This window comes from Zhongshania guokunii (assembly GCF_040892635.1).
In the GTDB taxonomy this organism is placed as follows: Bacteria; Pseudomonadota; Gammaproteobacteria; order Pseudomonadales; family Spongiibacteraceae; genus Spongiibacter; species Spongiibacter guokunii.
Genome location: NZ_JBFRYA010000003.1, coordinates 261892 through 287340, shown reverse-complemented (window position 1 = coordinate 287340; position 25449 = coordinate 261892). Strand labels below are relative to the sequence as shown.

18 protein-coding genes are annotated in these 25449 nt (G+C 48.3%); 4 read left to right on the top strand and 14 right to left on the bottom strand.

Annotated elements, in window-relative coordinates:
- Positions 1-128: 128 nt before the first annotated feature.
- From AB4876_RS05400 to AB4876_RS05390, 3 genes are read left to right on the top strand one after another with little or no spacing between them, the layout of a single operon-like run.
- On the top strand, positions 129-2495 hold the full coding sequence (locus AB4876_RS05400; RefSeq protein WP_368380623.1) for a type I restriction-modification system subunit M: 2367 nt from the start codon (positions 129-131) through the stop codon (positions 2493-2495).
- Positions 2495-3853, top strand: a complete 1359-nt coding sequence (locus AB4876_RS05395; RefSeq protein WP_368380622.1) for a restriction endonuclease subunit S — start codon at positions 2495-2497, stop codon at positions 3851-3853. The genes AB4876_RS05400 and AB4876_RS05395 overlap by 1 nt, the downstream gene beginning before the upstream one ends.
- Positions 3850-7116 carry a type I restriction endonuclease subunit R gene (locus AB4876_RS05390; protein WP_368380621.1) on the top strand — a complete coding sequence of 1089 codons (3267 nt, stop codon included), beginning with the start codon at positions 3850-3852 and terminating at the stop codon, positions 7114-7116. The genes AB4876_RS05395 and AB4876_RS05390 overlap by 4 nt, the downstream gene beginning before the upstream one ends.
- Positions 7117-7205: 89 nt before the next feature.
- Here the strand turns inward: AB4876_RS05390 and AB4876_RS05385 are convergent, their stop codons facing one another.
- The 13 genes from AB4876_RS05385 to dapA form a co-directional block, all read right to left on the bottom strand.
- Complete coding sequence (locus tag AB4876_RS05385) at positions 7206-7643, bottom strand: hypothetical protein (protein WP_368380620.1); 438 nt, start codon at positions 7641-7643, stop codon at positions 7206-7208.
- Positions 7643-9715 carry a hypothetical protein gene (locus AB4876_RS05380; protein WP_368380619.1) on the bottom strand — a complete coding sequence of 691 codons (2073 nt, stop codon included), beginning with the start codon at positions 9713-9715 and terminating at the stop codon, positions 7643-7645. Before AB4876_RS05380 ends, AB4876_RS05385 begins: the two co-directional genes overlap by 1 nt.
- Positions 9715-11628: a hypothetical protein gene (locus AB4876_RS05375; protein ID WP_368380618.1), complete on the bottom strand. Its 1914-nt coding sequence runs from the start codon at positions 11626-11628 to the stop codon at positions 9715-9717. The genes AB4876_RS05380 and AB4876_RS05375 overlap by 1 nt, the downstream gene beginning before the upstream one ends.
- Positions 11625-13088, bottom strand: a complete 1464-nt coding sequence (locus tag AB4876_RS05370) for a site-specific integrase (RefSeq protein ID WP_368380617.1) — start codon at positions 13086-13088, stop codon at positions 11625-11627. Before AB4876_RS05370 ends, AB4876_RS05375 begins: the two co-directional genes overlap by 4 nt.
- 31 nt (positions 13089-13119) lie before the next feature.
- The gene (gene hrpB, locus AB4876_RS05365; protein ID WP_368380616.1) at positions 13120-15636 is read right to left on the bottom strand and encodes an ATP-dependent helicase HrpB; all 2517 of its coding nucleotides are present in this window, start codon (positions 15634-15636) and stop codon (positions 13120-13122) included.
- 81 nt (positions 15637-15717) lie between these two features.
- Positions 15718-16479 (bottom strand): pseudouridine synthase, encoded by a 762-nt coding sequence (locus AB4876_RS05360; protein ID WP_368380615.1) that lies wholly within the window; start codon positions 16477-16479, stop codon positions 15718-15720.
- A 26-nt stretch (positions 16480-16505) separates the two neighbouring features.
- Complete coding sequence (locus AB4876_RS05355; RefSeq protein WP_368380614.1) at positions 16506-17066, bottom strand: lipocalin family protein; 561 nt, start codon at positions 17064-17066, stop codon at positions 16506-16508.
- Between the two features lie 146 nt (positions 17067-17212).
- Positions 17213-17428, bottom strand: a complete 216-nt coding sequence (locus AB4876_RS05350; RefSeq protein WP_368380613.1) for a hypothetical protein — start codon at positions 17426-17428, stop codon at positions 17213-17215.
- A gap of 320 nt (positions 17429-17748) precedes the next feature.
- Complete coding sequence (locus AB4876_RS05345) at positions 17749-19824, bottom strand: TonB-dependent receptor (protein WP_368380612.1); 2076 nt, start codon at positions 19822-19824, stop codon at positions 17749-17751.
- Positions 19825-20397: 573 nt separating this feature from the next.
- Positions 20398-21117, bottom strand: a complete 720-nt coding sequence (purC, locus tag AB4876_RS05340; protein ID WP_008249045.1) for a phosphoribosylaminoimidazolesuccinocarboxamide synthase — start codon at positions 21115-21117, stop codon at positions 20398-20400.
- A gap of 25 nt (positions 21118-21142) precedes the next feature.
- Positions 21143-21901 (bottom strand): MBL fold metallo-hydrolase, encoded by a 759-nt coding sequence (locus AB4876_RS05335; protein WP_368380611.1) that lies wholly within the window; start codon positions 21899-21901, stop codon positions 21143-21145.
- Complete coding sequence (locus tag AB4876_RS05330; protein WP_368380610.1) at positions 21901-22932, bottom strand: NlpB/DapX family lipoprotein; 1032 nt, start codon at positions 22930-22932, stop codon at positions 21901-21903. The genes AB4876_RS05335 and AB4876_RS05330 overlap by 1 nt, the downstream gene beginning before the upstream one ends.
- The gene (dapA, locus tag AB4876_RS05325) at positions 22933-23811 is read right to left on the bottom strand and encodes a 4-hydroxy-tetrahydrodipicolinate synthase (protein WP_368380609.1); all 879 of its coding nucleotides are present in this window, start codon (positions 23809-23811) and stop codon (positions 22933-22935) included.
- 190 nt (positions 23812-24001) lie between these two features.
- Here dapA and AB4876_RS05320 point away from each other — a divergent pair, with 190 nt between their 5' ends.
- Complete coding sequence (locus tag AB4876_RS05320) at positions 24002-24487, top strand: DUF3806 domain-containing protein (RefSeq protein ID WP_368380608.1); 486 nt, start codon at positions 24002-24004, stop codon at positions 24485-24487.
- Positions 24488-24495: 8 nt separating this feature from the next.
- On the opposite strand, the gene AB4876_RS05315 is transcribed toward AB4876_RS05320, so the two are convergent.
- On the bottom strand, positions 24496-25383 hold the full coding sequence (locus AB4876_RS05315; protein WP_368380607.1) for an AEC family transporter: 888 nt from the start codon (positions 25381-25383) through the stop codon (positions 24496-24498).
- Positions 25384-25449: the final 66 nt, after the last annotated feature.

Below are 25449 nucleotides of genomic sequence, written 5' to 3'. Positions count from 1 at the left end.
ATATCACGTTGAACAGGATGTTCACTTCGCACTCTGGTTGCCCACAACCGCAGTCACAGCGAACAAATGTCGCGTCATCTATACAACCTAATGAGGCTAATACCCTTGATGTTCAAGGAACGCACTACATGAGTGAAAACGGTAGCACCCAAACCCCTAATAATCTGGCTGCATTTTGCTGGTCTATTGCCGATCTTCTGCGGGGTGATTTTAAACAGAGCCAATATGGCCGTATTATTCTTCCCTTTACCCTGTTACGTCGCCTTGAGGGGGTATTAGAGGGCTCTAAAGAACAGGTGCTGGCTGAACTGGACAGAATTCAAGCCATGAGCCTGCCGGAAGAAGCCCAGGAAAAGCTCTTATTACGGGCAACCGGTGGTTTATCGTTTTTTAATACATCTAAGATGGACTTGTCTAAGTTGGGCGAGTCTGGCATTAAGGCAAACCTGCAAAGTTACATTCAGTGCTTCTCTAAAGACGCCCGTGAGATCTTTGAGTATTTCAACTTCGCTGAATTTATCGGCCAGCTCAATGACGCCAACTTGTTGTATAAGGTGGTACAGCGCGTCAGGCAAACTGACTTAAGCCCTAAGGCCATTTCCAATCACGATATGGGGCTGGTCTTTGAGGAGCTGATACGCCGCTTTGCTGAGGGATCAAATGAAACAGCCGGTGAACACTTTACGCCCCGCGACATCGTACGTCTTACCACCTCCCTGGTATTTATGGAGGATGATGATGCACTGACCAAGCCAGGCATCATTCGCACCATATATGACCCCACAGCGGGCACGGGGGGCTTTTTGTCCTCTGGCATGGAGTATGTGCACGAACTTAATCCCGACGCCAAAATGGTGGCTTACGGGCAGGAGTTGAACCCTGAGAGTTACGCCATCTGTAAGGCCGACATGCTAATCAAAGGCCAAGAGGTGAATAACATTAAACTTGGTAACACCCTGTCTAACGATCAGCTTTACAGTGACAAGTTTGACTACATGTTATCCAACCCGCCTTTTGGGGTGGACTGGAAGAAGATTGAACAAAGCATCAAGGACGAAAATAGCATCAAGGGTTTTGAGGGGCGTTTTGGCCCTGGTTTACCCCGTGTATCAGATGGCTCTCTGCTGTTCCTCTTGCACCTCATTAGCAAGTTACGGGACAAAGGTGCTGGCGATAGTGCTAGTAGCGGCGGTGGCCGTATTGGCATTATCCTTAATGGCTCCCCTTTGTTTACAGGCGGCGCCGGTTCCGGTGAGTCTGAAATTCGCCGCTATATCCTCGAAGCAGATTTACTTGAAGCCATCGTCGCTCTACCCACAGATATGTTCTACAACACCGGCATTGCTACTTATGTATGGGTGCTGTCCAATAAGAAAGCCCCTGAGCGTAAAGGTAAGGTTCAGCTAATCAACGGGGTTAATCTCTGCGGTAAAATGCGCAAATCCCTTGGCTCTAAACGTAACGAAATGAGCGAAGAGGACATTGCCACGATCACTCGTACCTTTGGGGCCTTTGAAGTAGTAGATGCCCGCGAGCTAGACAAACCCGCCGAGCAAAAAAGTAACCGTGGCCGTCAGGCGGCTAATTCCAAAGCCGAAGTAGCCAAAACCTTCTCCAGTAAAATCTTCGCCACCCATGAATTTGGATATCGCCGTATTACCATCGAGCGCCCGTTACGAGAGTCGTATCAGTTCAGTGACGAGCGCATAGCTGAGCTGCGCTTTGCCAGTAAACCCTTTAACGCCCCCATGAAGTGGGTGTATGAGCAATTTGGGGCCACCTGGTCTGACGATGTTGATTGCAAGGCTTATGGCGTGTTGCAGGAGCATGCTATTGAGATACGTGCCTATATCAAAAGCCATTTCACTGACTTAAAAGAAAAACAAATTAAAGACCTGCTCGACAGTAAACTTTGGTTGGCACAAAAGCACATCATGCTTAAAGGAAAACAACTGCAAGCCGCCATCGGTACAGCCCAGCATGACGATATGAACGGCTATGAGGCTGTCTTAAAAGCCGCCTGCAAAGCTCAAGGCATATCCCTTGATACTAAGGAGAAGAAGCACCTAACTGACGCCGTAAGCTGGAAGAACCCAGCAGCAGAGAAGGTTATTAAAAAAATCCACACAACGACAGCCAATCCCCTTTATGGCTTATTTGAAGTAACACTTAAGGGCAAGAAGCAAGTCGTGGAATACAAAACAGACGGTGACCTGCGTGACAATGAAAACGTTGCACTAGACCCCAGCCAGCCGGTCAATGCGCTTAACGAAGCGTATTTTTTAAAAGAAGTACAGCCCCATGTGCTGGATGCCTGGATAGACGCCAGTAAGAAAGATGCCAAGGATCAGGAGATAGGCATAGTGGGCTATGAGATCCCCTTTAACCGACATTTTTACCAGTACCAGCCGCCCAGAGATTTAGCAGCGATTGACGCCGACCTTGATGTGGTGAGCGCGGAGATTATGGCTCTGCTACAAGAGGTGCATTCCTGATGGCAGGTAAACAGCAAGCATACTCTGAGTATAAAGAATCTGGTGTGGGCTGGATGGGTGAAGTTCCGAAGGAATGGAGTGTTTTACCTTGTCGTGCGGTTGTTAAAAATATTGCTGATAAAAATGAAGGCGCTAAAGATCAAAACTACCTGTCTCTAATGGCAAATATTGGTGTAATTCGTTACGAAGATAAAGGTGATATAGGCAATAAAAAACCAGATGATTTGAGTAAGTGCAAAATTGTTAGGAAGGGGAATCTTGTTATTAATAGTATGAACTACGCTATTGGTTCATATGGGATGTCAGGCTACGATGGCGTTTGTAGTCCTGTTTATATCGTGCTTGATGCTAACTCTGAAGTTATCGAGCAGCGCTTCGCTTTAAGAGTTTTTGAAAATCGGCCATTTCAAAAATACTTAGCAACTTTTGGCAACGGTATCTTAGAGCACCGAGCTGCAATTGGTTGGGATGATATTAAAGGGGCATACATTCCATTACCGACTAAAGGTGAGCAAGTTGCCATCTTAAATTATCTCGACCATGAAACCGCCAAAATCGACACCTTGATCGACAAACAACAACAGCTGATCACACTACTCAAAGAAAAACGCCAGGCCGTTATCAGTCATGCCGTCACCAAGGGACTCAACCCCAACGCCCCCATGCGCGACTCAGGAGTTGAGTGGTTAGGGGAAGTGCCCGAGCATTGGGCGGACAGTGAAATTCGTTATATTATTCGGCAAATGGGTGGCGGCACGCCCAGTAAAGAAAGACCTGATTACTGGAATGGAAGTATACCCTGGGTTTCTCCCAAGGATATGAAGATTGATTATATTGATGACGCCCAAGACAAAATTACATCACAAGCCGTTCAGGAATCATCAACGAAACTCATACCCGTTGGAAGTGTTTTGATAGTAGTGAGGGGAATGATATTAGTTCACTCTGTGCCCGTAGCTCTCACGCAAAGTGAAGTAACAATCAACCAGGATATGAAAGCCCTAATTCCTATTAAAGGCATAGACGGCGAGTTTCTGTTGTTTTTTATTAAAGGGTTAAGAGACTTTATATTAGATTTAGTCGAGGAGTCTGCGCACGGGACAAAGTGTTTGAGAAGTGAAGCATTTGAGAGGATGAAAATAGCGACACCTGAACTTGAAGAGCAGATTGAAATTGTTGCGCAACTTAAAAAAAGAATAGGGATAGTTGATTCGCTAATTGAGAAAGCTAAATATGGTATAGAGTTACTTAGTGAGCGTCGCACAGCCCTCATCTCCGCTGCCGTCACAGGCAAGATAGACGTTAGAAACTGGCAATCTCCAGCCCCCACAAATAACAACAAGGAAGTTGCCGCATGAGTGTATTGTCAGGGAGTGGTAAAGCCAACGAGTTCACCTTTCAAAACGATATAATTGCGCAGCTGGTCGCCAACGGCTGGCTGCTGGGTAAACCCGAAAACTACAACCGTGAACTGGCCCTATATCCTGAAGACCTGCTGGATTTTGTACAGGAGACCCAGGACGAGCAATGGCAGAAGTTCACCGCTCTGTACCCGCATAACGCTGAGCAGACCTTTTTAGAGCGAGTCGCCACCCAACTAAACAAAGCTGACCCCAATGCCGCCAACAAGCAAATGCGTACCTTTGGCACTTTAGGGGCTTTGCGCCATGAATTGCGTGACCGTGGCACCCGTTTTAGCCTTTGCCAGTTTAAGCCAGAGCATGAACTTAACCCCGATACCTTAGCCGCCTATAAAGCCAACCGGTTACGGGTAGTACCTGAGCTGGTTTACTCCCCCTGGGCCACTGAAGAACATTTAGCCGAAACCGGCACCAAGGCCAAAGCCTGGCGCATTGATCTGGTGTTATTTGTGAACGGCCTGCCCGTGGTTACCTTGGAGTTAAAGTCGGAATTTAAGCAGGCGGTGCACAACGCCATTAAGCAATACAAAACCACGCGCTTTGCTACTGACCCTAACACCAAGAAGCCAGAGCCGCTGCTAACCTTTAAACGGGGTGCTTTGGTGCATTTTGCTGTGAGCCAATACGAAGTGTATATGGCCACTCGTCTGGAAGGGAACGACACCTACTTTTTACCCTTTAATAAAGGCACAAGTGAGGGTGGAGCCGGTAATGATGTACCGGACGATATAAACCAATACGCCACCGACTATTTGTGGAATGAGGTATTACTGCCGGATAACCTGCTGAACATACTTGCCCGTTTTGTGCATTTGCAGATTGAAGAAAAGGAAGACTGGGAGGGGCGTAAGTATAAAAAAGAGACCCTTATCTTCCCCCGTTACCATCAGTGGGACGTGGTCTCTAAACTGGTTAATGCCGCCCGTATTGAAGGGCCGGGGCATAAATACCTTATTCAGCACAGCGCGGGTTCGGGCAAGTCCAACTCCATTGCCTGGGTGGCACATCAGCTGTCAGCCCTGCGTGACGAGAACGGCAACAAGAACTTTGACTCGGTGATCATCGTTACCGACAGAACCGTGCTGGACGACCAGCTACAAGACACCATCTATCAGTTTGAACATACTGACGGCGTTGTTGGACGTATTAACAACAAAGAAGGCGATGGCTCAAAATCTGAAAAGCTTGCTAGCGCGCTAGAAAACTCGCAACCCATTATCATCGTTACGATTCAGACTTTCCCCTTTGTGCTAAAGGCTATTGAAGATAGCGTCAGCCTTAAGGAACGTAAGTATGTAGTTATTGCTGACGAGGCCCATAGCTCGCAAACCGGCTCCACGGCACGCCAGTTAAAAGAAGTGCTGATGGTTGATTCCAGCGACTCGGAAGAAGAGCTGGGCACAGAGGATATACTCGATGCTGCGGTAGCATCTCGCCGCGCCTCAGCCAACCTGAGTTATTTAGCCTTTACTGCCACGCCTAAAACCAAGACCCTTGAATTATTTGGTCGCCTGCCTAAGCCAGAAGAAGCGCCTTCTAAAACCAATAAGCCCGAAGCCTACCATGTGTACAGCATGCGCCAGGCTATTGAAGAAGGCTTTATTCTTGACGTACTAAAGAACTACACCAACTACAAAGTGGCCTATAACCTGGCCATGAAAGTAGCCAGTAACGACGAAGAGGTAGAGAGTAAAAAGGCTAAGGTAAAACTTAACCAATGGGTACGTCTGCACGACTACAACATCAGCCAGAAAGTACAGGTGATCGTTGAGCACTTTAAAAACAATGTGATGGGCTTGTTAGGTGGACAGGCTAAGGCCATGGTAGTGACCAGCTCCCGTAAAGAGGCAGTGCGCTATAAATTAGCCTTCGATAAGTACATCACTGAAAAAAGTTATCAGAAGATCTTTGCCATGGTGGCCTTCTCCGGTGAGGTGGAGTTTACCGACAAAGATCCGAATTCGTCGGGCATAATTGGCGACAAGTTTACCGAAATCAATATGAACCCCAACCTTAAGGGTCGGGACATGCGTAAGGCTTTTGATAGCGACGATTATCAGGTGATGATTGTGGCTAACAAGTTTCAAACGGGGTTCGATCAGCCCAAGCTGTGTGCCATGTACGTAGACAAAAAACTCGGTGGCGTAGAGTGTGTACAAACTTTGTCACGGCTAAATCGCATCTTCCCCAGCAAGGCCCAAACTGGCACCTTTGTACTGGACTTTTTTAACGACTCCGAAGAGATACTGGCGGCCTTTCAGCCTTACTATCAAACGGCTGAACTAGACGACGTATCTGATCCCAACCTTATCTTCGAGTTATTCGACAAACTACGAGAGGCGAAAATATTCAGCTGGTCTGAGGTGGAGCAGTTTTGTGATGCGTTCTTTGTGAAGAACAAGAGTAATGCCGCCATAGCGAATATCTGTAAACCGGCAGTACAACGATGGTCGCAGCGGTATAAATCGGCCGTAGAAGCCTACAAACAAGCCAAGATGATGTTTGAACGCACAAAGAAGACCAGTGATGCGGTATTGATCGCCAACGCTGAGAATAGCTTTAAGGACTGCAAGAGGGAAAAGGACGCGCTAGAGATATTCAAAAAAGATCTAGGCACCTTCGTACGCTTTTACGAGTTCATGTCGCAGATTGTTGATTATGACAACAAAGACCTTGAGAAGCTGAGCCTATACGCTCGTAACCTTCGCCCCATGCTGCGCGAAACAGTGGTAGATGAAGACGACATAGATCTAAGCAATGTAGAGCTAAGCCACTACCGCCTGTCTAAGATTAAGCAGCAAGACATTAAGCTGCAAGTAGACGATCCTGACAGTAAATTAGTGCCAGGAGAAGGGTTGGGTACGGCTAGCCCCAAGGATAAAAAGGAAGAATTCTTATCACAGCTGATAAACCGCTTAAACGAGCTGTTCATTACCGACCAGTTAACAGAAAAAGATATGGTGAACTACGCCTATACCATTCGCGACAAGGTGAGCGAGAACGATCGAGTGATGCAGCAAATTAGAAATAACAGCTCAGAACAAGCCATGCTAGGCGACTTTAGCACGGCCATTGATGACGCAATCTTAGGCAGTAGTGACGCGCACCAAAATCAAATGATGCAACTTTTGTCGGATGCAACGAAAGCCGCTGGTTTTTCTAAGTTGGTGTTTGATCTATTGAAACAACGGAATGATTGAGAATGCTTAGCAGCTTAGCTTAGATACTCACCCAGTGAGTCAAATAGTGCTTCGATTTCGATAGACCGTGCGCCTATCTCGGTCGCTCATTATCTTTCAATGTTCTCGGTTGGGTTGTTGGACCGCAAGCTTATTCTGCTTTGAGCGCCGTGAATTGAGGCCTCTAGCTCCCGAACCCTCTCCACAAGCATCAGGTTTTGAGTGAGAACCTTATCAAGTATCTCTTTCATTGCAGTCTCATTAGCCTTTGCTTTCTCGGCGGCACTGAGGGCACGACTAATGCGCTCCACGGTGGGCTGCGCGCCAGGCTTTACACCACCCCTCAAGCTGTCAATCCTTGCAATAAGTGGCCGGTGCGGCACCCTACTACGCTTAAGGTAGCCTTTATCAAACCCCGCTTCCACACTAACCATGGATGGGGTAATGTCGGCACTTCTGACACCCACATGCTCTCGACGATTGGGCCTACCATTAACAAGCCTTTCAAACGCATCTTCACATTTTTTCAAACCTTGAAACTTTGCCATTACGCAATCTCCATTACCGCGATTAAATTATTTTCTTTAAACGCGCGAAGTTTAGATATCTCTGAATTCAGAAGTTGATACTCGGCACTATCGGCTGCATAGCCTTTGAGTTCGTCAATCGTACTAGAAAGCATATTATGAACTTTGTCGCTGTTTACCACTGCATCACCACAGGATAGACAAGCTGTAAAATCACCCATCAACTGATCATCGCAGGGGCCAACTTTAGTGCAGCTGCCCAACAACGTTATACGATGGCTAATATCTCCGACAGCAGCCATTTTTTCAGTTTCCTCCCGCACTTCAAAGATGGTTATCTCACCCCTACCAATTCGCTTTTTCTGTTTCTCAAGATAAGACCCTGTGCCTCCAAGCGTCACCCCGTCATTGTCTAATACATCTTGAATAAGCATTTTTACTGCATTTATAGGCACAGCCATCTGATAATCATACGCAACATGACTCTCTGCCTGCCTTCGATGATCTTGAGTGTTACTAAATATAGAAAGGAACCGTTCATTTCCTCTGGAGTAATACTGGGCCATTAGTTTAGATAGCTGCTTAAACTGCGATGTTATTGTCGGACTCGTCACAAACTCACTGTTGCTAGCGTAAAAAGCAAGTGACCGACGAAATTGATGTGATGATAATGGCCAAGTATTACCAACATTAAACTTCTCTTCAACACTAAAATCCCTATCTGGATCGGTATTTGAAAGCTCAGCTAGATCTTCCGCTTTGATCTTAAATCTACCTTGAGCAATTAATTCTAAAAAACCTTTTTTCCCAGAATTTAGTGTTGATTCTGCTTTCATTTCTGCGTCTTTTTGGTGGATTATATGTGGACTGAGAAACAACGGAACTTCGTCTAATTTTTTACCATATAGCTGAGACAAGGCCTCACAGATACTTTGAGCTATAACTATTGTTTTTATAACGCGATCTGGAGCGAGCCACGTATCAGTTCTCTGATATCCGCTGTATTTAGTAGTAGATGAAACTAAACTTATCATGCGAGAAGAATCAATTATGTCTCCCTTGTCGTCGAAAAGCGCTGCATCAATTTCATGTTTTTGCACACATGAGTAAGGCACCCTAGCTCCTTCTTGGTCGCGCATTCCCGTATAGAAGTGCAGAGAGTGCTTCAAGACATACAGAATCTGTCGTATAAACTTCCCAAATTGCTTTCTATGTGGCCCAACTGACATAAACGTATTCATCATCAGGTCGTAGAGCCCGTACTCATTAAGAAGTTCTTCCATAGTTGGAAAAAATTCTATTTTACATTTTCTCTCATTTACGGGGATCTTGTAATAAAATTCCTTCTGCGCTCCAATACCATGCCCGCACCGACGATTATCCATTTCAAGAATCAGGGCCTTGATATTGTCGCGCAAAGGATATACGGCATCAACCAACTCGTCCAAACGCAACATAATCTCTAAATAGATACTCGATGGAATTACTGGATGTTGCTTATATTCTAATACCTCAAAATCAAAATGACTTTTTGAACAAACATTAAAACCGAGTTGATCTCGTCCTATAGCATTAAGCTTAGCCAACAGTTCGCCAGTCCTTTCGATGTGACCACTCCTTACGCCAATATGATTAAGATATGCAGCTAAATAAGAAGCATTCGACAAAAGGTCAAACAATGATACGACTTGAGAAAAGCGATTTTCTGACTTTCTTGCGCAGAATTCTGCCATAGAACGAACAGTAATGAAGACTTGATACATAGTCGACGCACTAGTCATTCCCAGCCTACCAGATCGAGGGGCGTACATTAGGCGAAATACGATCAACTTTAGTTCACTAATCAACTGTTCCTTCAAATCAGTATCTCGACAGTCGATATCAAAATGAAACTTACATATTTTTTTTGCGGAAAGACGGTATGGATTGAAGTCCCAAATATTCCTCCCATACACTGCAGTCGCTTTATTGGTAGCGTCTCGACATAGCACGAAATCTGGCCCTGGCGTGGAAATATAGTCATCCGGCGCAAGCCCTCCAATTCCGTTTTTAACGCCGCGATTATTGAAAAGCATATTCGCACGCGCATTCATTATAAAACCACTCCCATTTCCTCATAACGGCTAAGCCTAGATTCCCAAAATGGTGTTAGTATGCCCAACTCAAAGACCTCCTTTCTCACCCTGGCAATCACTTCACTTGTCTCCGGGTATAGCTCAGCAATTTTTTTAACTAGAGCCTCCACGCGAATACAAATATCTTTGAAAAGTTGCTCAGCCCTTTCAATTTCATCCGCACCGTTTCTGACTGCATCCATAACGTACTTTAAGCAGAATAGCTTTCTAATATCTTCTTCATCAGCATGACAAGCATAATGTACGCAATAGAGGCATCCGTACTGCGTGCCACAATTCGGTTCGATAGGTACGAATGCTTCTGCAGGCATTGGCTCACCAATTTCATCGCAGTGACCTACTATCGTAGATCTTGATTCAGTGTCTCCAGGAAGACGAACTTGAATAGTGCGGACTGATAGCTTAACTGCATTCCAATATTCCCCAAGTTCAATTTTCATGTCATCCGTGCTTGGAGTATCGTAATAATCTTCACTAGTTTGAATGCCGTGATTTAAAGCAGTTGCCGATTCAGATGCCCGTAATCCAATCTTTTTCAGAACAATACTTTTATGTTTCCGCATCTGAGTAGGCGTCACACTCTTTATATCAGGATCTAAAACGCTACCCGACAGCTGGCTAAATAATTTCCGCTGAAAATCAATCTTTAGTACTGCAGGGGAGGTAACAACCCCTCTAGAGTCTATATCCTGAAAGAACAAAAACTCACATTTACGCCCATTTAAATACCACTCTCGAAAGTCCATATATTCACGCAAAAGCTTTAATCCCTGCCGGCCACCAATAGGATAAGAAACAAGCTTTCCCGCTGCCCTAAACTTCACGGAAACTAGATCTTTCTTAACGGAGTCCGTTGACACATCAAGATTGGAACTGGTCTTCATACATACTAAATCACTGGAATTTATACCCGTAAGAGCTTGAATTAAAAGCGCGTAGCCACGAATCACTTTTTGAGCCAACTTCCTTCGGTACAGTGCACCTTTTTTATCGATATTATGAGCGGCAATATTTGATATTGCCCTCAGATAATCACGTTCAATTTTCCAAACAGGACCTAAAAAGCCAAGTTCATCGAGTTTATACAATCTATTATTAGCGGCATCAAAAAGTGAATGTATATCAGAAGCACTAACATACGGTGATATCGTGTGACGTGCATTGCACGGCAGCAACGTAACATCGTAAGCGCCGCAGTTGACCGTCAAGGGAAAATCACTGTTCATTAATGCCGCCCTCAGGTTCCTTACAAACGGAACAAGCGGCTTCAGGAAGCTCTCCACAACCTTATTCTCTGGTGCAGCAGAGGGCTTTCTTTGGCCTGAAATCGTGGGAACCCGAGAAATAAGACCCGCATGATCCTCTGGATACATTACCCTTAACAGCATTCTGCTTGTCGACTGAAACCTACGAGCGGTGGCTGGTGAGAGATCCTTCTTCCCTAATATTCTATCGTACAGTGAGTTACTGTATGCCGAGTATGCAGCTACGAATGACTGACAGTCCTCGGCGAATCTATCGTGGCCATTGTTATCAACCCACTCAACAAAATATTTAACTTCGGTGATAATTTTGTACATAGAGGTTTGTCTCTGCCCACTAACAGATAACACATCCAACAACCTCAAAACAAGTTCACGTCGTTTACGATCAAGCGAACTAACGTCTACCTTCCTGCCGGAGAGGATAGCGCCTCCACGAAACCCCTGGCGAATTATTTCGCGACGTTTGTAGCACAAAGCTCCAATATCAAAGGGTAGGCTTTTAACATTCTTATCAAATTGAATAAGTAGATTTTCAGGGTGAAGGTACTCCTCCCCGAAACCCTCCACCTTGATCACCTGAACATTTCTATCAGTAAAGAAATTCATCTCTGATCGTTATCCATCATGCTTCCAGAAAATAGAATATCCTCAAACAATTCTTGCGCCATGAATTGCACATCGATATTTTTAAATAGCTTTAAGTAGTTTTCTGTTGTCTCTCTACTCTTATGACTGAGCCTATTCTGTATGAAGCTTAAAGCTTCCGACTCACTTAATGTTCCGCTATCAATGCTTTTCTGAAGGCCTAACCAAAGCAGAAATGCATAGGTAGCACGCAGCCAGTGGTAGTAAAAATCTCTAGGGAAATTATCTGTCGCGCCTCTAAATATCTTACGTTTTAAATTATCAACAACCTGGCCTGATGGCCTTGACTTGACAATTGGATGCCTTGGGTCGTCAGTTGCCATGTAATAGCAGTTACCCTGATCAGACATAAACAAATATAGATCATCTTCTTCAAACTCAGGCAGGCCGGGATACTCCATTCTATATTTTAGTTTGAATTTCTCTCTACGTTTTCGAGACTGCTCACAATGGCCGTAGATAATTAATTCCGTCCTAAGCTGGCTTGGAATATAGATATTATGTTTCTTGCTATTTTTAGTGTTTATGAGCGTTCCTGGCCCGACCTGCAATTTATAGCTACCATCAGATTGTGGTTCCATATCAGACAGCATTCTTATATGTCTAAGCCTAATAGTCAGAACTGTTTGCTTCCTCGCACCCGTCAATAAAGAGAACAGGACTATTAACCGCTCGATTGGCTCCCATGAGCTACCATTAACAATTTTTTTAAGCTCAGATATTTGTTCTACATTTAACGGGCGCAGAACCTCACCGTCTTCGCGCACATAGCCAGTTGGAATCTTCGACGTCCCAGGTGTTCTTTTTGTCTGAGATCGCTTTAGAACTTCTCGGGAGCTAGAGTACTTATAACTCTGATAATAAACTCTGATAGTTTTTACTGAATCAACCCGCTCCATTTGTATACTTTCTGGGTGCCAGCTTCTTGAAGTGTATTCGTAGAAAGAGTAAACATCACTAGTATATTGATTTACAGAAGCAGCACTGAGAGCCCTTATTTCACACAAATAATAGAAATATCGATAGGTAGGCCTTGACGATAAACGCCTTCCACTAAAGTCCAGCCAGTCAAAACCTTCATCCTCCGTAAATAGCTTGTAATCCAAAAGTCTCGCAGCTTTACGGCGCGCATCATCGGTAGGCCTAGACATAACGTGCTTATTTTCAACGAGATAACACAGATATGCATTTGCTTCCCACCACGGAGTCCCATCGTCGTTGAGCAGAAAAGGCATGTTGTAAACATTTCTATTATCGTCACAGCCGATAAACTCGGGAGTGAGATATATGGGCGTATCAGAGCCGGCTAAAACCTGCTTAACCGCGCCCATTTTTTTTTCCGTTGAATAACTGCCAAATAGATCAGCAGCCACATCGATATTTAGGAGGCGGCCTCTATGTCGCGCGTTTTCATAGCTCACCTGCACCACCACTTCATTTAGTAAGTGTCAACTATGGCATGTTATGCGAAAGAGAGTCAACAGCAAGGTTATGTGGTGGTTTAGGATAGCGCCCCTTCATTTCCTTCTTAACATCGTGATAACTACCCTGCCAAAACCCCGCTAAATCTTGGGTAACTTGCAGAGGCCGCCGCGCTGGCGACAGCAGATGCAACAGCAAAGACTGGCGGCCATTACCAACCGCAGGGTTCACTGTGCAGCCAAACATCTCTTGCAGTTTTACCGCCAGCACCGGCGGGCTCTGGCTGTAATCAATTCGAATATTAGAACCTGACGGCACCGTAAAGCGCTCAGGAAACAAGCTATCCAGCGCCTGGCGCTGGGGCCAATCAAGCGTCGCCGCCAAAATCTCACCCATATCCAAGCGCTTAAAATCATTTAATGAATTAACGCCAGATAAATACGGCGCCAACCACGCAGCGACCGTGCTCAACAAAGCATCATCACTTAAATCAGGCCAGCCACCGGGCGGACAATTCAATTGCGCGGCCAACATCACTCGCGCCCGCCATTGCTGAACGTGATCGGGCCACTCAAACACCACTAGACCTCGACGCTGCACAAAGGCAAGTAGCGCCTCGGTCTTTTGCTCAAGTGAAATTGTGCTCAGAATTTCTCGCTGCCAAACTAGGCTGCCAACTAAATGACTGCGCTCAGCAATAAAGCGACCCTTGGCATCATTCCAGTCGGCGCGCTCAATCGCGTGTACGCGGCTCGCCAATAATCCACTAAAATGCGCTGGATTTAGCGCTGCCGCGAGCTGAATATAATCACTGCGCCCGCCCGCCGTGCCGCCCAAGCTGGCAACCACCAACCATGGCGCAGCATTTAGTGCATCCGCCTCACTCAAGCTGGCGGCGCGGCCATTACTTAGCACATAGTCGCGGCCGCGCTCGCGACGTTGTTTAGCAATACGATCGGGGTAGGCGTAGGCCAGCAGCACCGCCGGATCAATATCCACTGGGGCACCTTTCGCCCCGCCGCTACGCTCCAATATTCGGGCGTATTGTTGCTGTTGCTTTTTTAAGCGCGCGACAATACCTTGCTGCTGACGTTCGGCGCGCTGCTCACCTTGCAATACTGCCAAGCGAGATTGCATATCGGCATTGTCACGGGGACCAAAATCTCGCTCGCCCAGCAAGGCGGCAATAGCGCAGGCCAGGGGCGCCGATCCGAGTTCACGACCCTTTAGTAACATATGCGCTAACCGCGGATGCACTGGCAGCCCAGCCATAGCCTCGCCGTGTGGGGTAATTTGCAGACGGTCATCCCGCTGTGCTAGCGCGCCCAAGTCGACCAGTAAGTCCAAAGCTTGCTGGTAGGCGGCGGCAGGCGGCAAATCTAACCATGTTAATTGCGTGGGGTCGGCGATGCCCCAGCGCAGCAATTGCAAAGCCAGCGCACTTAAATCAGCTTGCAAAATTTCGGGCTCATTATAGGCCGCCAACTCATGCTGCTGCGACTCGCTCCACAGCCGGTAACACACGCCTTCACTTAAACGCCCCGCTCGACCAGCGCGCTGCTGAGACGAGGCCTTGGACAGGCGTTTGGTATTCAGCCGCGTCATACCGGTGCGAGGATCAAACGCTGGCACCCGCGCCAAGCCACTGTCGACCACCACGCGAATACCATCAATAGTCAAACTGCTTTCAGCAATACTGGTGGCCAATACCACTTTTCGATGGCCCGCCGGCGACGGCGCAATGGCCAAGCGCTGGTCTGCCAAGCTTAAATCGCCATACAGCGGGGCGACAATAACATCGTCGCCAACGCTATTTGCCAAGTTCGTCACGCAGCGCCGGATCTCACCCTGACCAGGCAAAAATACGAGGATACTACCCTGCTCATCACGCAGTGCATCCAAAACTATTCGACACACCCGATCCACTGTGTTTTGGTCAAACCGATACGGCTCAGCGTAGCGCAAACTGACTGGGTACTGGCGGCCTTCGCTGCGCAACACTGTCGCGGCAGACTCTGCTTCCGTGTTGAAAAGATCGGCAATACGGTCACCATCCAAGGTCGCCGACATCAACAAAATCTTAAGCGGGCTGTCGCGCAAATCGCCAAACAGGCTGCGCCCCTCTAGCGTGAGCGCGAGGCCTAAATCGGCATCGAGGCTGCGCTCGTGAAATTCATCAAAAATTAGCAGGCCAATACCTGCCAACGAGGGATCGTCTTGCAGCATGCGGGTTAGCACGCCCTCGGTAACCACTTCGATTCGGGTTTGCTCACTTATCGCGCTGTCCATGCGCATACGATAGCCCACGGTTTGACCCACCCGCTCGCCTAAAACATCGGCCATGCGCTCTGCCGCCGAGCGCGCCGCAATACGCCGGGGTTCCAACAGCAGAATTCGCTGATCCGCCAACCAAGGCTCTGTCAGCAAAGCTAATGGCACCCGCGTGGTTTTACCGGCGCCAGGCGGCGCCTCCAGCACTAATTCATCCGCGCGCGCTAAGACGCGGCGAATATCGGGAACAAGGGCTTCAATAGGCAAGTCAGCCATGCGTGGCATAGGTTCCAAGTGATTACAGTTGTTTCTAGAAGCGCAGTATAAAGCAGTTTGCCGCATGCTTGAGGGGAGACGCTAAAAACCAAGTTCGCTCGCGGCTAAAGCCGCAAGCTCACTGAGTGCTAAATCGCGGCTTTCGCCCGGCGCCAAACTTAAATCTAATTCAAGACTGCCGATGCGATGGCGATGCAGGGCTAAAACCTCATTTTGGAAACGGCCGAACATGCGTTTGACCTGATGGTAGCGGCCCTCGCGCAAACTCACCTCCGCCACGTAATCAGACACAATTCGCAGCTGCGCGGGAAGCGTGGTGACGTTCTCGTACTCAAAATACATACCCTCTGCAAAGGCCGCCACGTAATCGTCGGTTAATGGCTTGGCGACAGTGACGGTATACACTTTTTCAATATTGCGCTCTGGCAAGCTCAGTTGCCGCGACCAATGGCCATCATTGGTCAGCAATAATAGCCCTGTCGAATTAAAGTCTAAGCGACCGGGAATATGCAGTTGCCCGCGATCGTTGCGCGCGAGCAAATCTATAACCGTTGTATGCTCTTTATCTTTAGTCGCACTCACAACCCCAGAGGGCTTATTCAGCATCAGGTACACCGGCGTTTGCGCCTGCAGCGCGCAATCGTCAAGCCATACTTGGGAAAACTGAGTGATTAATTGCGCGATATCAGCAGCCACTTGTCCGTTTACACGAACTCGACCTTGGGCAAGAAGCGCTCTTACATCACCGCGTTTTATACCAGTCTGGCGACTGATAAAACGATCGAGGCGCGACTTATACGACGACAAAGGTAAACCAATTAAAATAACAGCATTGGATGGCACTATTGAACGGCATAAATATGGTCAATTCATTTTGCCGTGAGCGGCTTGGGGTGCTTCACATAAAGCAAGCTGCCGGTATCAAAGCCCAGCGAGCGCGCCTTATTTACAAAGCGACTAATCAATTCGTCGCTAACCACAGGGGTTCTTGCCAGTAGCCAAAGGTAATCTTTGTTATAGCCACTAACAAAGGCGTACTGATATTGATCCGGCTCTGCATCGCCATCAGCAGAAACTAAGCCAAGGTCGAACACGACATAGGATGAATAAAATGGCCCAAAAAACGATACTTTTAAATGAGCTGTCGACTCCTCGCCAACAAAATAAGCGCGCCCCTCAGCCTCACGCCATTCGCCGTCGGCCGCGGAATAACCGCGATTAACCACCTGAATACCACCATCATCTCGCAGGCTATACTCAGCACTAACCTGACTCAGACCGGCCTCAAATCGCTGATCTAAACGGGCTATTTCATACCATTTACCAAGATATTTGGTTTTATCAAAGCTTTGTACTGCTTCCACGCCACTAGGTAGCTTGGTACAAGCCACTAACAAAACTATAAAGACTAGGCTAATAAGCTTAGACATTCTCTCCCCCAGTAAACTCTACTTATGGGACACAGAATATCACAGACAAAAAAATCGGGCTGTGCTTTGAGCAATTATGCCCTAACACAGCCCGAGATCGACGGCGCAATAAACTGCGTCGAAACGGGAAACTAGACAACCGATAGTTAGCTGTGATCGTCCATTTCGTCTTGCACTTCCTCAACGCCTTCGTTGTAAGCGTCTTTAGTGTTTTCCACTCCCTGATCAATACTTTCGCCCGCCTTCTCTGCTGGCCCTTTCTCACAAGCTGTGACGGCAAACATTGCGCTAGCGATAACAAAAAACGCAACTAGAAATTTGCTGCTTTGAGTAGACTTTAAATTTGAAATTAATTTTTTCATGCTTAGCACTCTCCATGAGTAGATTCAGTTGTTAGGGATTTCTGTACTGAAAAAAACTTACTCATACCGAATAAATCACTTGAGTAGCGAAGCATTCAGCCTGACATTCCCTACAAACATCAGATCCCTACAAAGTAAGTTTGGAATACAACACGCGGAAATTTTAATTACCGCACCGAAATATTTGCATTCGGATGTTCTGACCAACAGATCATGCCAGATGTTCCTTAAACGACAAAAAATCCTTGGCAATCCGCATTAATACCAATTTGGCTAGCGAGAATAAGTACAGCTACTATCGCCAAGTCACAATAAATTTATTAATTTTCACCAAACTGCATTTGCAGAGCGAGCTCAATACCGCGACCTGCTTCAGGCGCGTAATCACGAATAAAAGAACTGGAACTGCGAATTTCTTTATCGCCCAAATTACGTGCTTTCAGCATTACAGTGTATTGTACATCGGCTAATTCAAACACGCGGGAAACCGTCGCATCAATACGCTGGTAGCTCGCGGTTGAAAGATCGTTGGCACCAACCTTGGTTTGCGCGCGAGCGTAAACCACACTCAAATCGGCCTGCCAGTTTTGCGCCTGCCAATTTAAACGTAGGCCGTCACGCGCTGGGGGTAAACGCGGCGCATTATCGCCATTGTCCAGTTCACCGCTGATGCGATCGCCAAACAAACCAAGGGAATACACCGCACTAGCACTGCGATACACCTGCCACTCAAGCTCATATTCTAAGCCCTGAAATATCGCATCTTTCTGGCGGTAGGCCAAAATGTCGACACCATCGAATTCTGTGCCGGTATTATCCAAATAAATGAAATCTTGGAAATGGTTTGAAAAAACGGTGAGCTTGCCATCTACCGTCTCGTATTCGGCGCGCAGACTCAAATCGACATTCTGTGCCTCTTCGCTGCGCAGCTGTGCATCGCCAATCTCAATTGCGCCGGTCGCGCCGTGTACTACATAACTGCCAGCGGTATTAGCAATATTAGAAAAACGCTCCTCTGCGGTTGGCGCGCGCCGCGAGCTTGAAAACGACAAAGATGCCGTCCAGCTGTCATTAAAATCATACAGTGCGGCTAATGATGCGCTCGTGCTATCGGTGTCGTAGTCAGCGATACTAGCGCCAGCCGCCGAAAGATGGTCTAGGTCTACTCGCACCCCCGCCTCTATAGACCAGCGCTTCGCGTGATAGTCTTCAAGCCAAAATATTCCGAGTTGGCGATTGGTATTCGCCGGCACGAAGGACTCCTCACCAAGGGCTGAAAAATCTGCTTCTAACCACTGCAGACCGACCACACCATGCCAATCGCCACCCAACTGGCTAGAAGGACGGTGAGCTAGTTCGAGACGCCCTGTCCACGCTTCCTTGTTGAAGGTCGTACCTATTTCACCACTAGCTTCAATTTCCTGATGTTGATAATCGCTATAGGCCAAACGCCAACGCAATAACTCTATGAAACCATCGAAATGTTGGTCTCCAGCGAGATCCCAGCGCTGTTGACTCACAGCCAGACTAACCCCCTCTTCAGCACCCTCATCCTCATGCACCTCTTCCTCAATTTCGTCTTCATTATGGTGATGATGGACTGCGGCGGGAATGCCGTAGACGTTATCTAACTCACTGTAACTTAACCCAACATATCCGCTATCAAAGTGGTATGCACTGCCCACGGTGCTACGACGAGTACGGCCATCAGCATTCGCAATATAGCCATCGCTGCTTTCATCGGTGTCGTCAATATTACGGGGGCTTACCGCTAATCCTGGAATTTCCGGCTTACCCCAGTCGCGATACAAACTGTCGATATGCACGGCCCAATTACCATTACCAACGTCCACCCGAAACACGCCACTGCGACCATCATCAACACCGCTATGGCGTATCTCGCCAGCCCCGCCAAAACCATCAACCGCCTTATTTGGCACGCGGCTGTCGATGACATTGATTACGCCCCCAATAGCACCGCCGCCATACAGCAAGGTTGCAGGTCCGCGCAGAATTTCGATGCTGTCGGCCAAGATTGGCTCTACCGAAACGGCGTGGTCGGCACTATTTGACGCTACGTCCAAGCTCGACAGACTATTCTGCAAAACCTGAACCCGCGGCCCCTGTTGCCCGCGCACTACGGGTTGGCCAACCGCTGGGCCAAAGCTCGCGCTGCTTAAGCCTGGCGAGTGATTTAGGGTTTCGCCAATTGTCGCCGCCGCTTGACGGCGCAACTCTTCACCACTCAGCACAGTCAAGGGCAGCGCGGTTTGCGCTTCATTTTTGTGGATAGAGGTGGTGACTAAGACGTGTTCTAGATGGGAATTTTCAGCTGCCACCACCCATAGAGGCTGGGCACAGGCACCCGCCAGAGAAATTATCATTTTCCAGTTCATTATGTGTTCCTGAGTATCTAATGTCATATAGCACTGCCCACACAAGACAAACCCGCCTTGCTCTGCAATACAGCGCTAAAAAAGCTCTACAGAAAGCATCAAGCTTGAAGTCGCTAGAAATCCACTGGCGCTCCGCGTTAAATTGCGCGCGCCGTCGATTTACTTAAACAAGCCGATGTTTCGCGAAATACGGTTTAGACAAAAACAACAGGAGGGGCCCGAGCGGGCGGGTGTAACACAGCACTAGCGCGTACGACCGCAGGTAAAGCCAGTTCATGACAACTAGGTACGAATGCAGGAGTATAAGTACTAAAGGGATCGCTTGTGGCCGCCGCACTACTGTAATGGCATACCACACACTCACTAATCGGAGTGTGTTCGGCAACATGAATATGATTACCCTGCAGCCATAGCGACCAGCTGAGGCACAGTAATAACAGTGCCGCCAGGGATAGGCGCTTATGCTGTAGGCTTAGATTCATGTGGGTTTGTGCAGTACTGCGTTAACAAGCGAGCGACTATGCTAACGCAGTATGATGGCCTCCGGCAATAAGTGCCGGAGGGGGCAGCTGTTTAAGCGTCGAAGTCGATACCTAAACGCCGGCCAACTAACTCATAAGACTCAACCACATTGCCAAGGCCTTGGCGGAAGCGGTCTTTATCGAGCTTTTCGCGAGTGTCTTTGTCCCATAGGCGGCAGCCGTCTGGCGAGAATTCGTCGCCAAGATGGATTTCGCCATCGCTAAACACGCCAAACTCCAGCTTGTAGTCAACTAGTAGCATGCCAGCGTCCGCAAACATCTTTTGCAGCACGTCGTTAACCTTAAAGGTTAATTCCTTCATGCGATCAAGCTGAGCATCGTTTGCCCAGCCAAAGGAGCGAATATGGAATTCGTTGATCATCGGGTCATGCAGGGCGTCGTTCTTCAAAAACATTTCGAAGGTCGGCGGATTGAGCTCCAAACCCTCTTCAACGCCTAAACGCTTTACAATAGAACCCGCTGCAATATTGCGCACCACGCATTCTATGGGCAGCATATCCAATTTTTTAACCAGCGCGTCGTTGTCAGACAACAGCTTTTCAAAATGGGTTGGGATACCAGCCGCCTGCAAGGCGTTCATAATGAAGGCATTGAACTTATTGTTCACCATGCCTTTGCGATCCAGCTGCTCTACCCGCAGGCCGTCGAAGGCCGAGGTGTCATTTCTGAAATTGAGGATATAACGGTCTGGGTCGTCAGTCTTGAAAACAGACTTTGCCTTACCGGAATACAACTCTTCGCGTTTTTCCATGGTTTGCCTCATTAGCACAAAAAGATCACGCTATATCTAGCCAGTCGAAACCAGCCTCTTGGTCGGCAGACAGCAGCGCGTCACTGTTTACCAACATCGGTTCTATCGCCATTCTCGCCAGCGCGGGCGTGTTGTTCTTTTCACTCAGGTGGGCAATGACCACATGTTGAAGCCGAGCAACTTCGGCATCTTCCAGCAAACTCGCGGCCTGCTGATTATTCAAATGTCCCCAATCACCGCCCACCCGCTGTTTGAGCGAATAGGGATAGGGGCCATTGGCAAGCATGGTCACATCGTGATTACACTCAAGTAGCAGTGCATCACAGTTCCGATAGTGCTCTCTGACGAAGGGCGTAATACTACCTAAATCCGTGAGCAGCCCAAATGTTTTTTTTCGGTAACTGAACACAAACTGACAAGGTTCGCGAGCGTCGTGGGGAACAGCCACCGGCATTACGGAGATACCGCCGATATCAATTGCTGTACCCAGTTCTAAATGCCGCCAGTGATGAGAGAGCCGCAGTTGGCCGTGCTCTCCCGTACCATAACTGCAATACACCGGCATTTTGTATTTACGCGCCAGCGGCAGCACGCCTTTGATGTGGTCGCTGTGCTCATGAGTCACCAGAATAGCGGTCAAATCACTCGGTGCTCGACCAAGCCTGGCCATGCGCCGCTCGGTTTCTTTAATGCTAAAACCGCAGTCGATCAGAATGCAGCTTTGCTCGGTTTCGAGCAGGGTAGCGTTACCTTTACTGCCACTACCCAGAGATGCGAAACGCACTAATACATATACCCCATGATGCGCTTCAACAGATTTTCGCGTTCAATGTCGCGAAGACGACGACCCTTCTGGTAGTTCAGGTAGATCAACGACTCGCCATTGGCTATTGGGCGCAGCTCAACAACATAGCGGCTCAAATTAGCGCGACGGGCGCTAAATAAGCGAGTGAACCAGCCCATTTCATCGGCCTCGGTGTCGCTGTAGTTCAACCAGTATTTATTCACTTCGCGGCGGTCGTCTTCAATTTCAAAGCCAGCTTTAACCAAAGCCAGGCCTAATGCAGCCCAAGCGCGATCCTCAGGTAGCTGCAGCCTTAAATATTGGCCATCGCCCTCTGGTGAACCTTCTAGGAAAATCTTGCCTTTACCGTCTGAGCGTTGAGCCAGCATCGACACCGAGGCATCTTGCTCGCTGTCGGCCAAATACTGGGCAACCACGCGCACCATCTGCGATTCACGCTCTAAAGAGTCAGACTGTACTGGCCATTGCTCGCCACCATTAATCTGGGTGAGAAGGTGTATTTCGCTCGTGCCTTTTTGCACACCTTGCTCCAGGCGGAAACGGAAGCGCTCGCGTGTATTGCCATCGCCGTTCGGGTCGCGCCACTCGGTTTCAATCGTAGACGTAGCGCCATCGGCACGAGCAACCTTTAGGCCCGCACGACCAAGGAAAACCCGCATCCGCGGCCAAACTTGATTTGGGTCACCGTCGAGCAATATCCAGCTTTTGCCTTCCAGAGTTTGAATTTTAACTTCCGCAGTACCCACATTTTTAGCCAAAGGCTCTGGGCGCTGCAATTCAAATTCGCCAGGCAATACGGTGTGAGTCTGCAGACCAGGCACGACGTATTTATCGTCCAACGAGGTTGAGCTAACACCTGGTGGCAACTCTAAGGGCGCGCTTAACTTGGCTTTGCGGTAGTCATTACCACGATCTCGAAATGCACCATCAGACGCGCAGCCAGACAAAACTGCCAGCCCCAAACTTACGGTCATTACTCTAAACACAGTGCTGTGCATATGATTGCTCATCTAGTCGATTAATCCCGCTTTTTGAAGGGCTTCGGTCACTTGTGGTTTGGCGGCATCGCTGAGCACGGTCAGAGGCAAACGAATACCATCTTCCATCATGCCCATAGCAAGCAATGCCCATTTCACTGGAATAGGGTTTGACTCTACAAACAAGCGCTCGTGCAAAATTCGCAGTGGCGCGTCAGCCAAGTCGGTGGCCGCTTTATCGCCCGCCATAGCCGCCACACACACAGCTTTGACCGCTGCAGGCGCGATATTGGCAGTAACCGAAATATTACCCTTGCCACCCAGCAGCATCAATTCTGCTGCGGTTGCGTCATCGCCAGACAATACATCTAATTTATCGCCAACGGCGTCAATCAGCTCTTTGCCCCGCGCTAAATCGCCTGTGGCATCTTTGATAGCAATAATATTGGGGTGTTCTGCTAAGCGGATAGTGGTCGAATTAAGCATGTCACAGGCGGTACGGCCCGGTACATTATACAAAATTTGAGGAATCGCCACAGCATTGGCAATCGCCATATAATGTTGATACAAGCCCTCTTGGGTAGGCTTGTTATAGTACGGCGTCACCAATAAACAGGCATCGGCGCCCACTTCACGGGCAACTTCGGTGAGTTCGATAGCCTCAGACGTAGAGTTTGCACCCGTACCGGCGACAACCTTGATACGGCCAGCCACTTGGTCGACACAGGCTTTAATCACCATCTTGTGCTCGTCCATGCCCAGAGTTGCTGACTCGCCAGTGGTACCCACCGCCACAATACCGTCAGTACCCTGTTCAACATGCCAGTCTATCAAGCGCGACAAAGCCTGCCAGTCTATACTGCCATCGCTGTGCATCGGTGTTACTAGGGCGACAATGCTACCCGAAATCATGCCTGTATCTCCAAAAATGGTGCAAGCCGCCAATGGTACTGGCCTGTGCCACACAGCTCAAGGGACAAATCACTGTAAGCTAGCGGAATCTCGAACGAATCCATGCAAACATGGTCTATAACGTATGTCTTGGTGGCGTTAAGACCTATAATGCACCGCGTTTTGCCCATGTGAGACAGGAGAAAAGTCAATGCGTTTCCTAGTGATAGTATTTCTGTTTATTTTGGCGCCAATGAGTATTGCCGACCCTTGGCGCACCGACCCGATCACGCCCATGGACGAACGTTACATGGACAATAGCCGCAAGGAGCTCAACGACCTTGCCCGAATTGAATTGGGCCGCAGCTTCGGCGAAGGCCGCGACAGCGACCTGAGACTGATGCAAACTCTGCTCGATCGCAAGCTGGTTAAAGGTGATCAAACTGCACTATTGCAGGCCATGGGCATTGTTATTGGCGACCATCTACGCAAGGAGCACAATTTAAAGTGGGTCATCTATATTGACCGCGTCGGCCGCAGCCGAGCGTTAGACGTGCCGATGAAAGACGAGGCCATATTCCCCGTCACGCAAATCTCTAGCCGCGCCGCGGTTGGCGCCGATGTTGACGTTAAAGCAATCTACGAACGCCTCGAAGGCGAAATTGCCCGCGCCAAAAAGAAGATCATCGTCCGCTAAACCCTCCTTTAGCGCACACCAAGAAAATAGAGTAGAACGGGGATGCTAATAAAGCTGATCAGGGTAGAGCTAACAACCATCCCCGCCACGGTATCCGGCTCCCGCCGGTACTGCATAGCAAGCAAATAATTAAACACCGCCGCAGGCGTTGCCGATTGCAGCAATACCACATTGCGGACCATGCCCTCCAAGTCTAGAACATATACCGTCGCCACGCCGCCCCCCAAACCGACCAATAGGCGCAGGCAACCCAGCCCTAGCGATTTACCCACGCCCTGCAGGCGCAGACTGCTTAAGGAAACCCCAAGGGTAATTAGCATAAGTGGAATCGAAATCCCGCCCAGCAACTCCAAGGTGTTTTGCAGCGCTAAAGGCAAATGCCAATGATTAAAAATCAATAGACAGGCAAACACCCCAGCATAAATTACCGGCGAGCTGAGCACGCCCCTAATCATGGCTTTACCGCTGAGTACCGCAACCCCAAAGGAAAAGTGTGAGATGGTGGTAACAAGGAATACCCCCAGCCCAATCGCCAACCCTTCCTGACCAAAAGCAAACAAACAGAGAGGCAAGCCCATATTGCCAAAATTGCCAAATACCAGCGGTATCAAAAAATCGCGCAAGCTCAAACGCAATAAGACACAAGCCACAGCGGCAAACACTGCTGTAAAGGCCAGCATACACATACTGGCGAGCAAAACGTGCTGCAGGAGCTCCGCAGATATCACCGTTTTACCCAAGGTTCCTACGATCAATGCCGGCGCGCTAATCCAAAGCACAATACGCCGTACAAACTCATGGTCGAAGGGCTGTTTAAAGCGCACCCAAAACACGCCAATAGCCGCGCAGAGTATTACCGGCACAATAATCGGCACTAAAGGAGAGATTAAGGACATGAGATTCCGGTTAGAAGTGCATTATTACGAATCAAAGAATCGCCATTATCAGGGCATTACGCGGCT

Coding starts and splice junctions, on each gene's coding strand:
- AB4876_RS05400 (WP_368380623.1), top strand. CDS start 129: ATGAGTGAAAACGGTAGCACCCAAACCCCTAATAATCTGGCTGCATTT.
- AB4876_RS05395 (WP_368380622.1), top strand. CDS start 2,495: ATGGCAGGTAAACAGCAAGCATACTCTGAGTATAAAGAATCTGGTGTG.
- AB4876_RS05390 (WP_368380621.1), top strand. CDS start 3,850: ATGAGTGTATTGTCAGGGAGTGGTAAAGCCAACGAGTTCACCTTTCAA.
- AB4876_RS05385 (WP_368380620.1), bottom strand. CDS start 7,643: ATGGCAAAGTTTCAAGGTTTGAAAAAATGTGAAGATGCGTTTGAAAGG.
- AB4876_RS05380 (WP_368380619.1), bottom strand. CDS start 9,715: ATGAATGCGCGTGCGAATATGCTTTTCAATAATCGCGGCGTTAAAAAC.
- AB4876_RS05375 (WP_368380618.1), bottom strand. CDS start 11,628: ATGAATTTCTTTACTGATAGAAATGTTCAGGTGATCAAGGTGGAGGGT.
- hrpB (WP_368380616.1), bottom strand. CDS start 15,636: ATGGCTGACTTGCCTATTGAAGCCCTTGTTCCCGATATTCGCCGCGTC.
- AB4876_RS05355 (WP_368380614.1), bottom strand. CDS start 17,066: ATGTCTAAGCTTATTAGCCTAGTCTTTATAGTTTTGTTAGTGGCTTGT.
- AB4876_RS05350 (WP_368380613.1), bottom strand. CDS start 17,428: ATGAAAAAATTAATTTCAAATTTAAAGTCTACTCAAAGCAGCAAATTT.
- AB4876_RS05345 (WP_368380612.1), bottom strand. CDS start 19,824: ATGAACTGGAAAATGATAATTTCTCTGGCGGGTGCCTGTGCCCAGCCT.
- purC (WP_008249045.1), bottom strand. CDS start 21,117: ATGGAAAAACGCGAAGAGTTGTATTCCGGTAAGGCAAAGTCTGTTTTC.
- AB4876_RS05330 (WP_368380610.1), bottom strand. CDS start 22,932: ATGAGCAATCATATGCACAGCACTGTGTTTAGAGTAATGACCGTAAGT.
- dapA (WP_368380609.1), bottom strand. CDS start 23,811: ATGATTTCGGGTAGCATTGTCGCCCTAGTAACACCGATGCACAGCGAT.
- AB4876_RS05320 (WP_368380608.1), top strand. CDS start 24,002: ATGCGTTTCCTAGTGATAGTATTTCTGTTTATTTTGGCGCCAATGAGT.
- AB4876_RS05315 (WP_368380607.1), bottom strand. CDS start 25,383: ATGTCCTTAATCTCTCCTTTAGTGCCGATTATTGTGCCGGTAATACTC.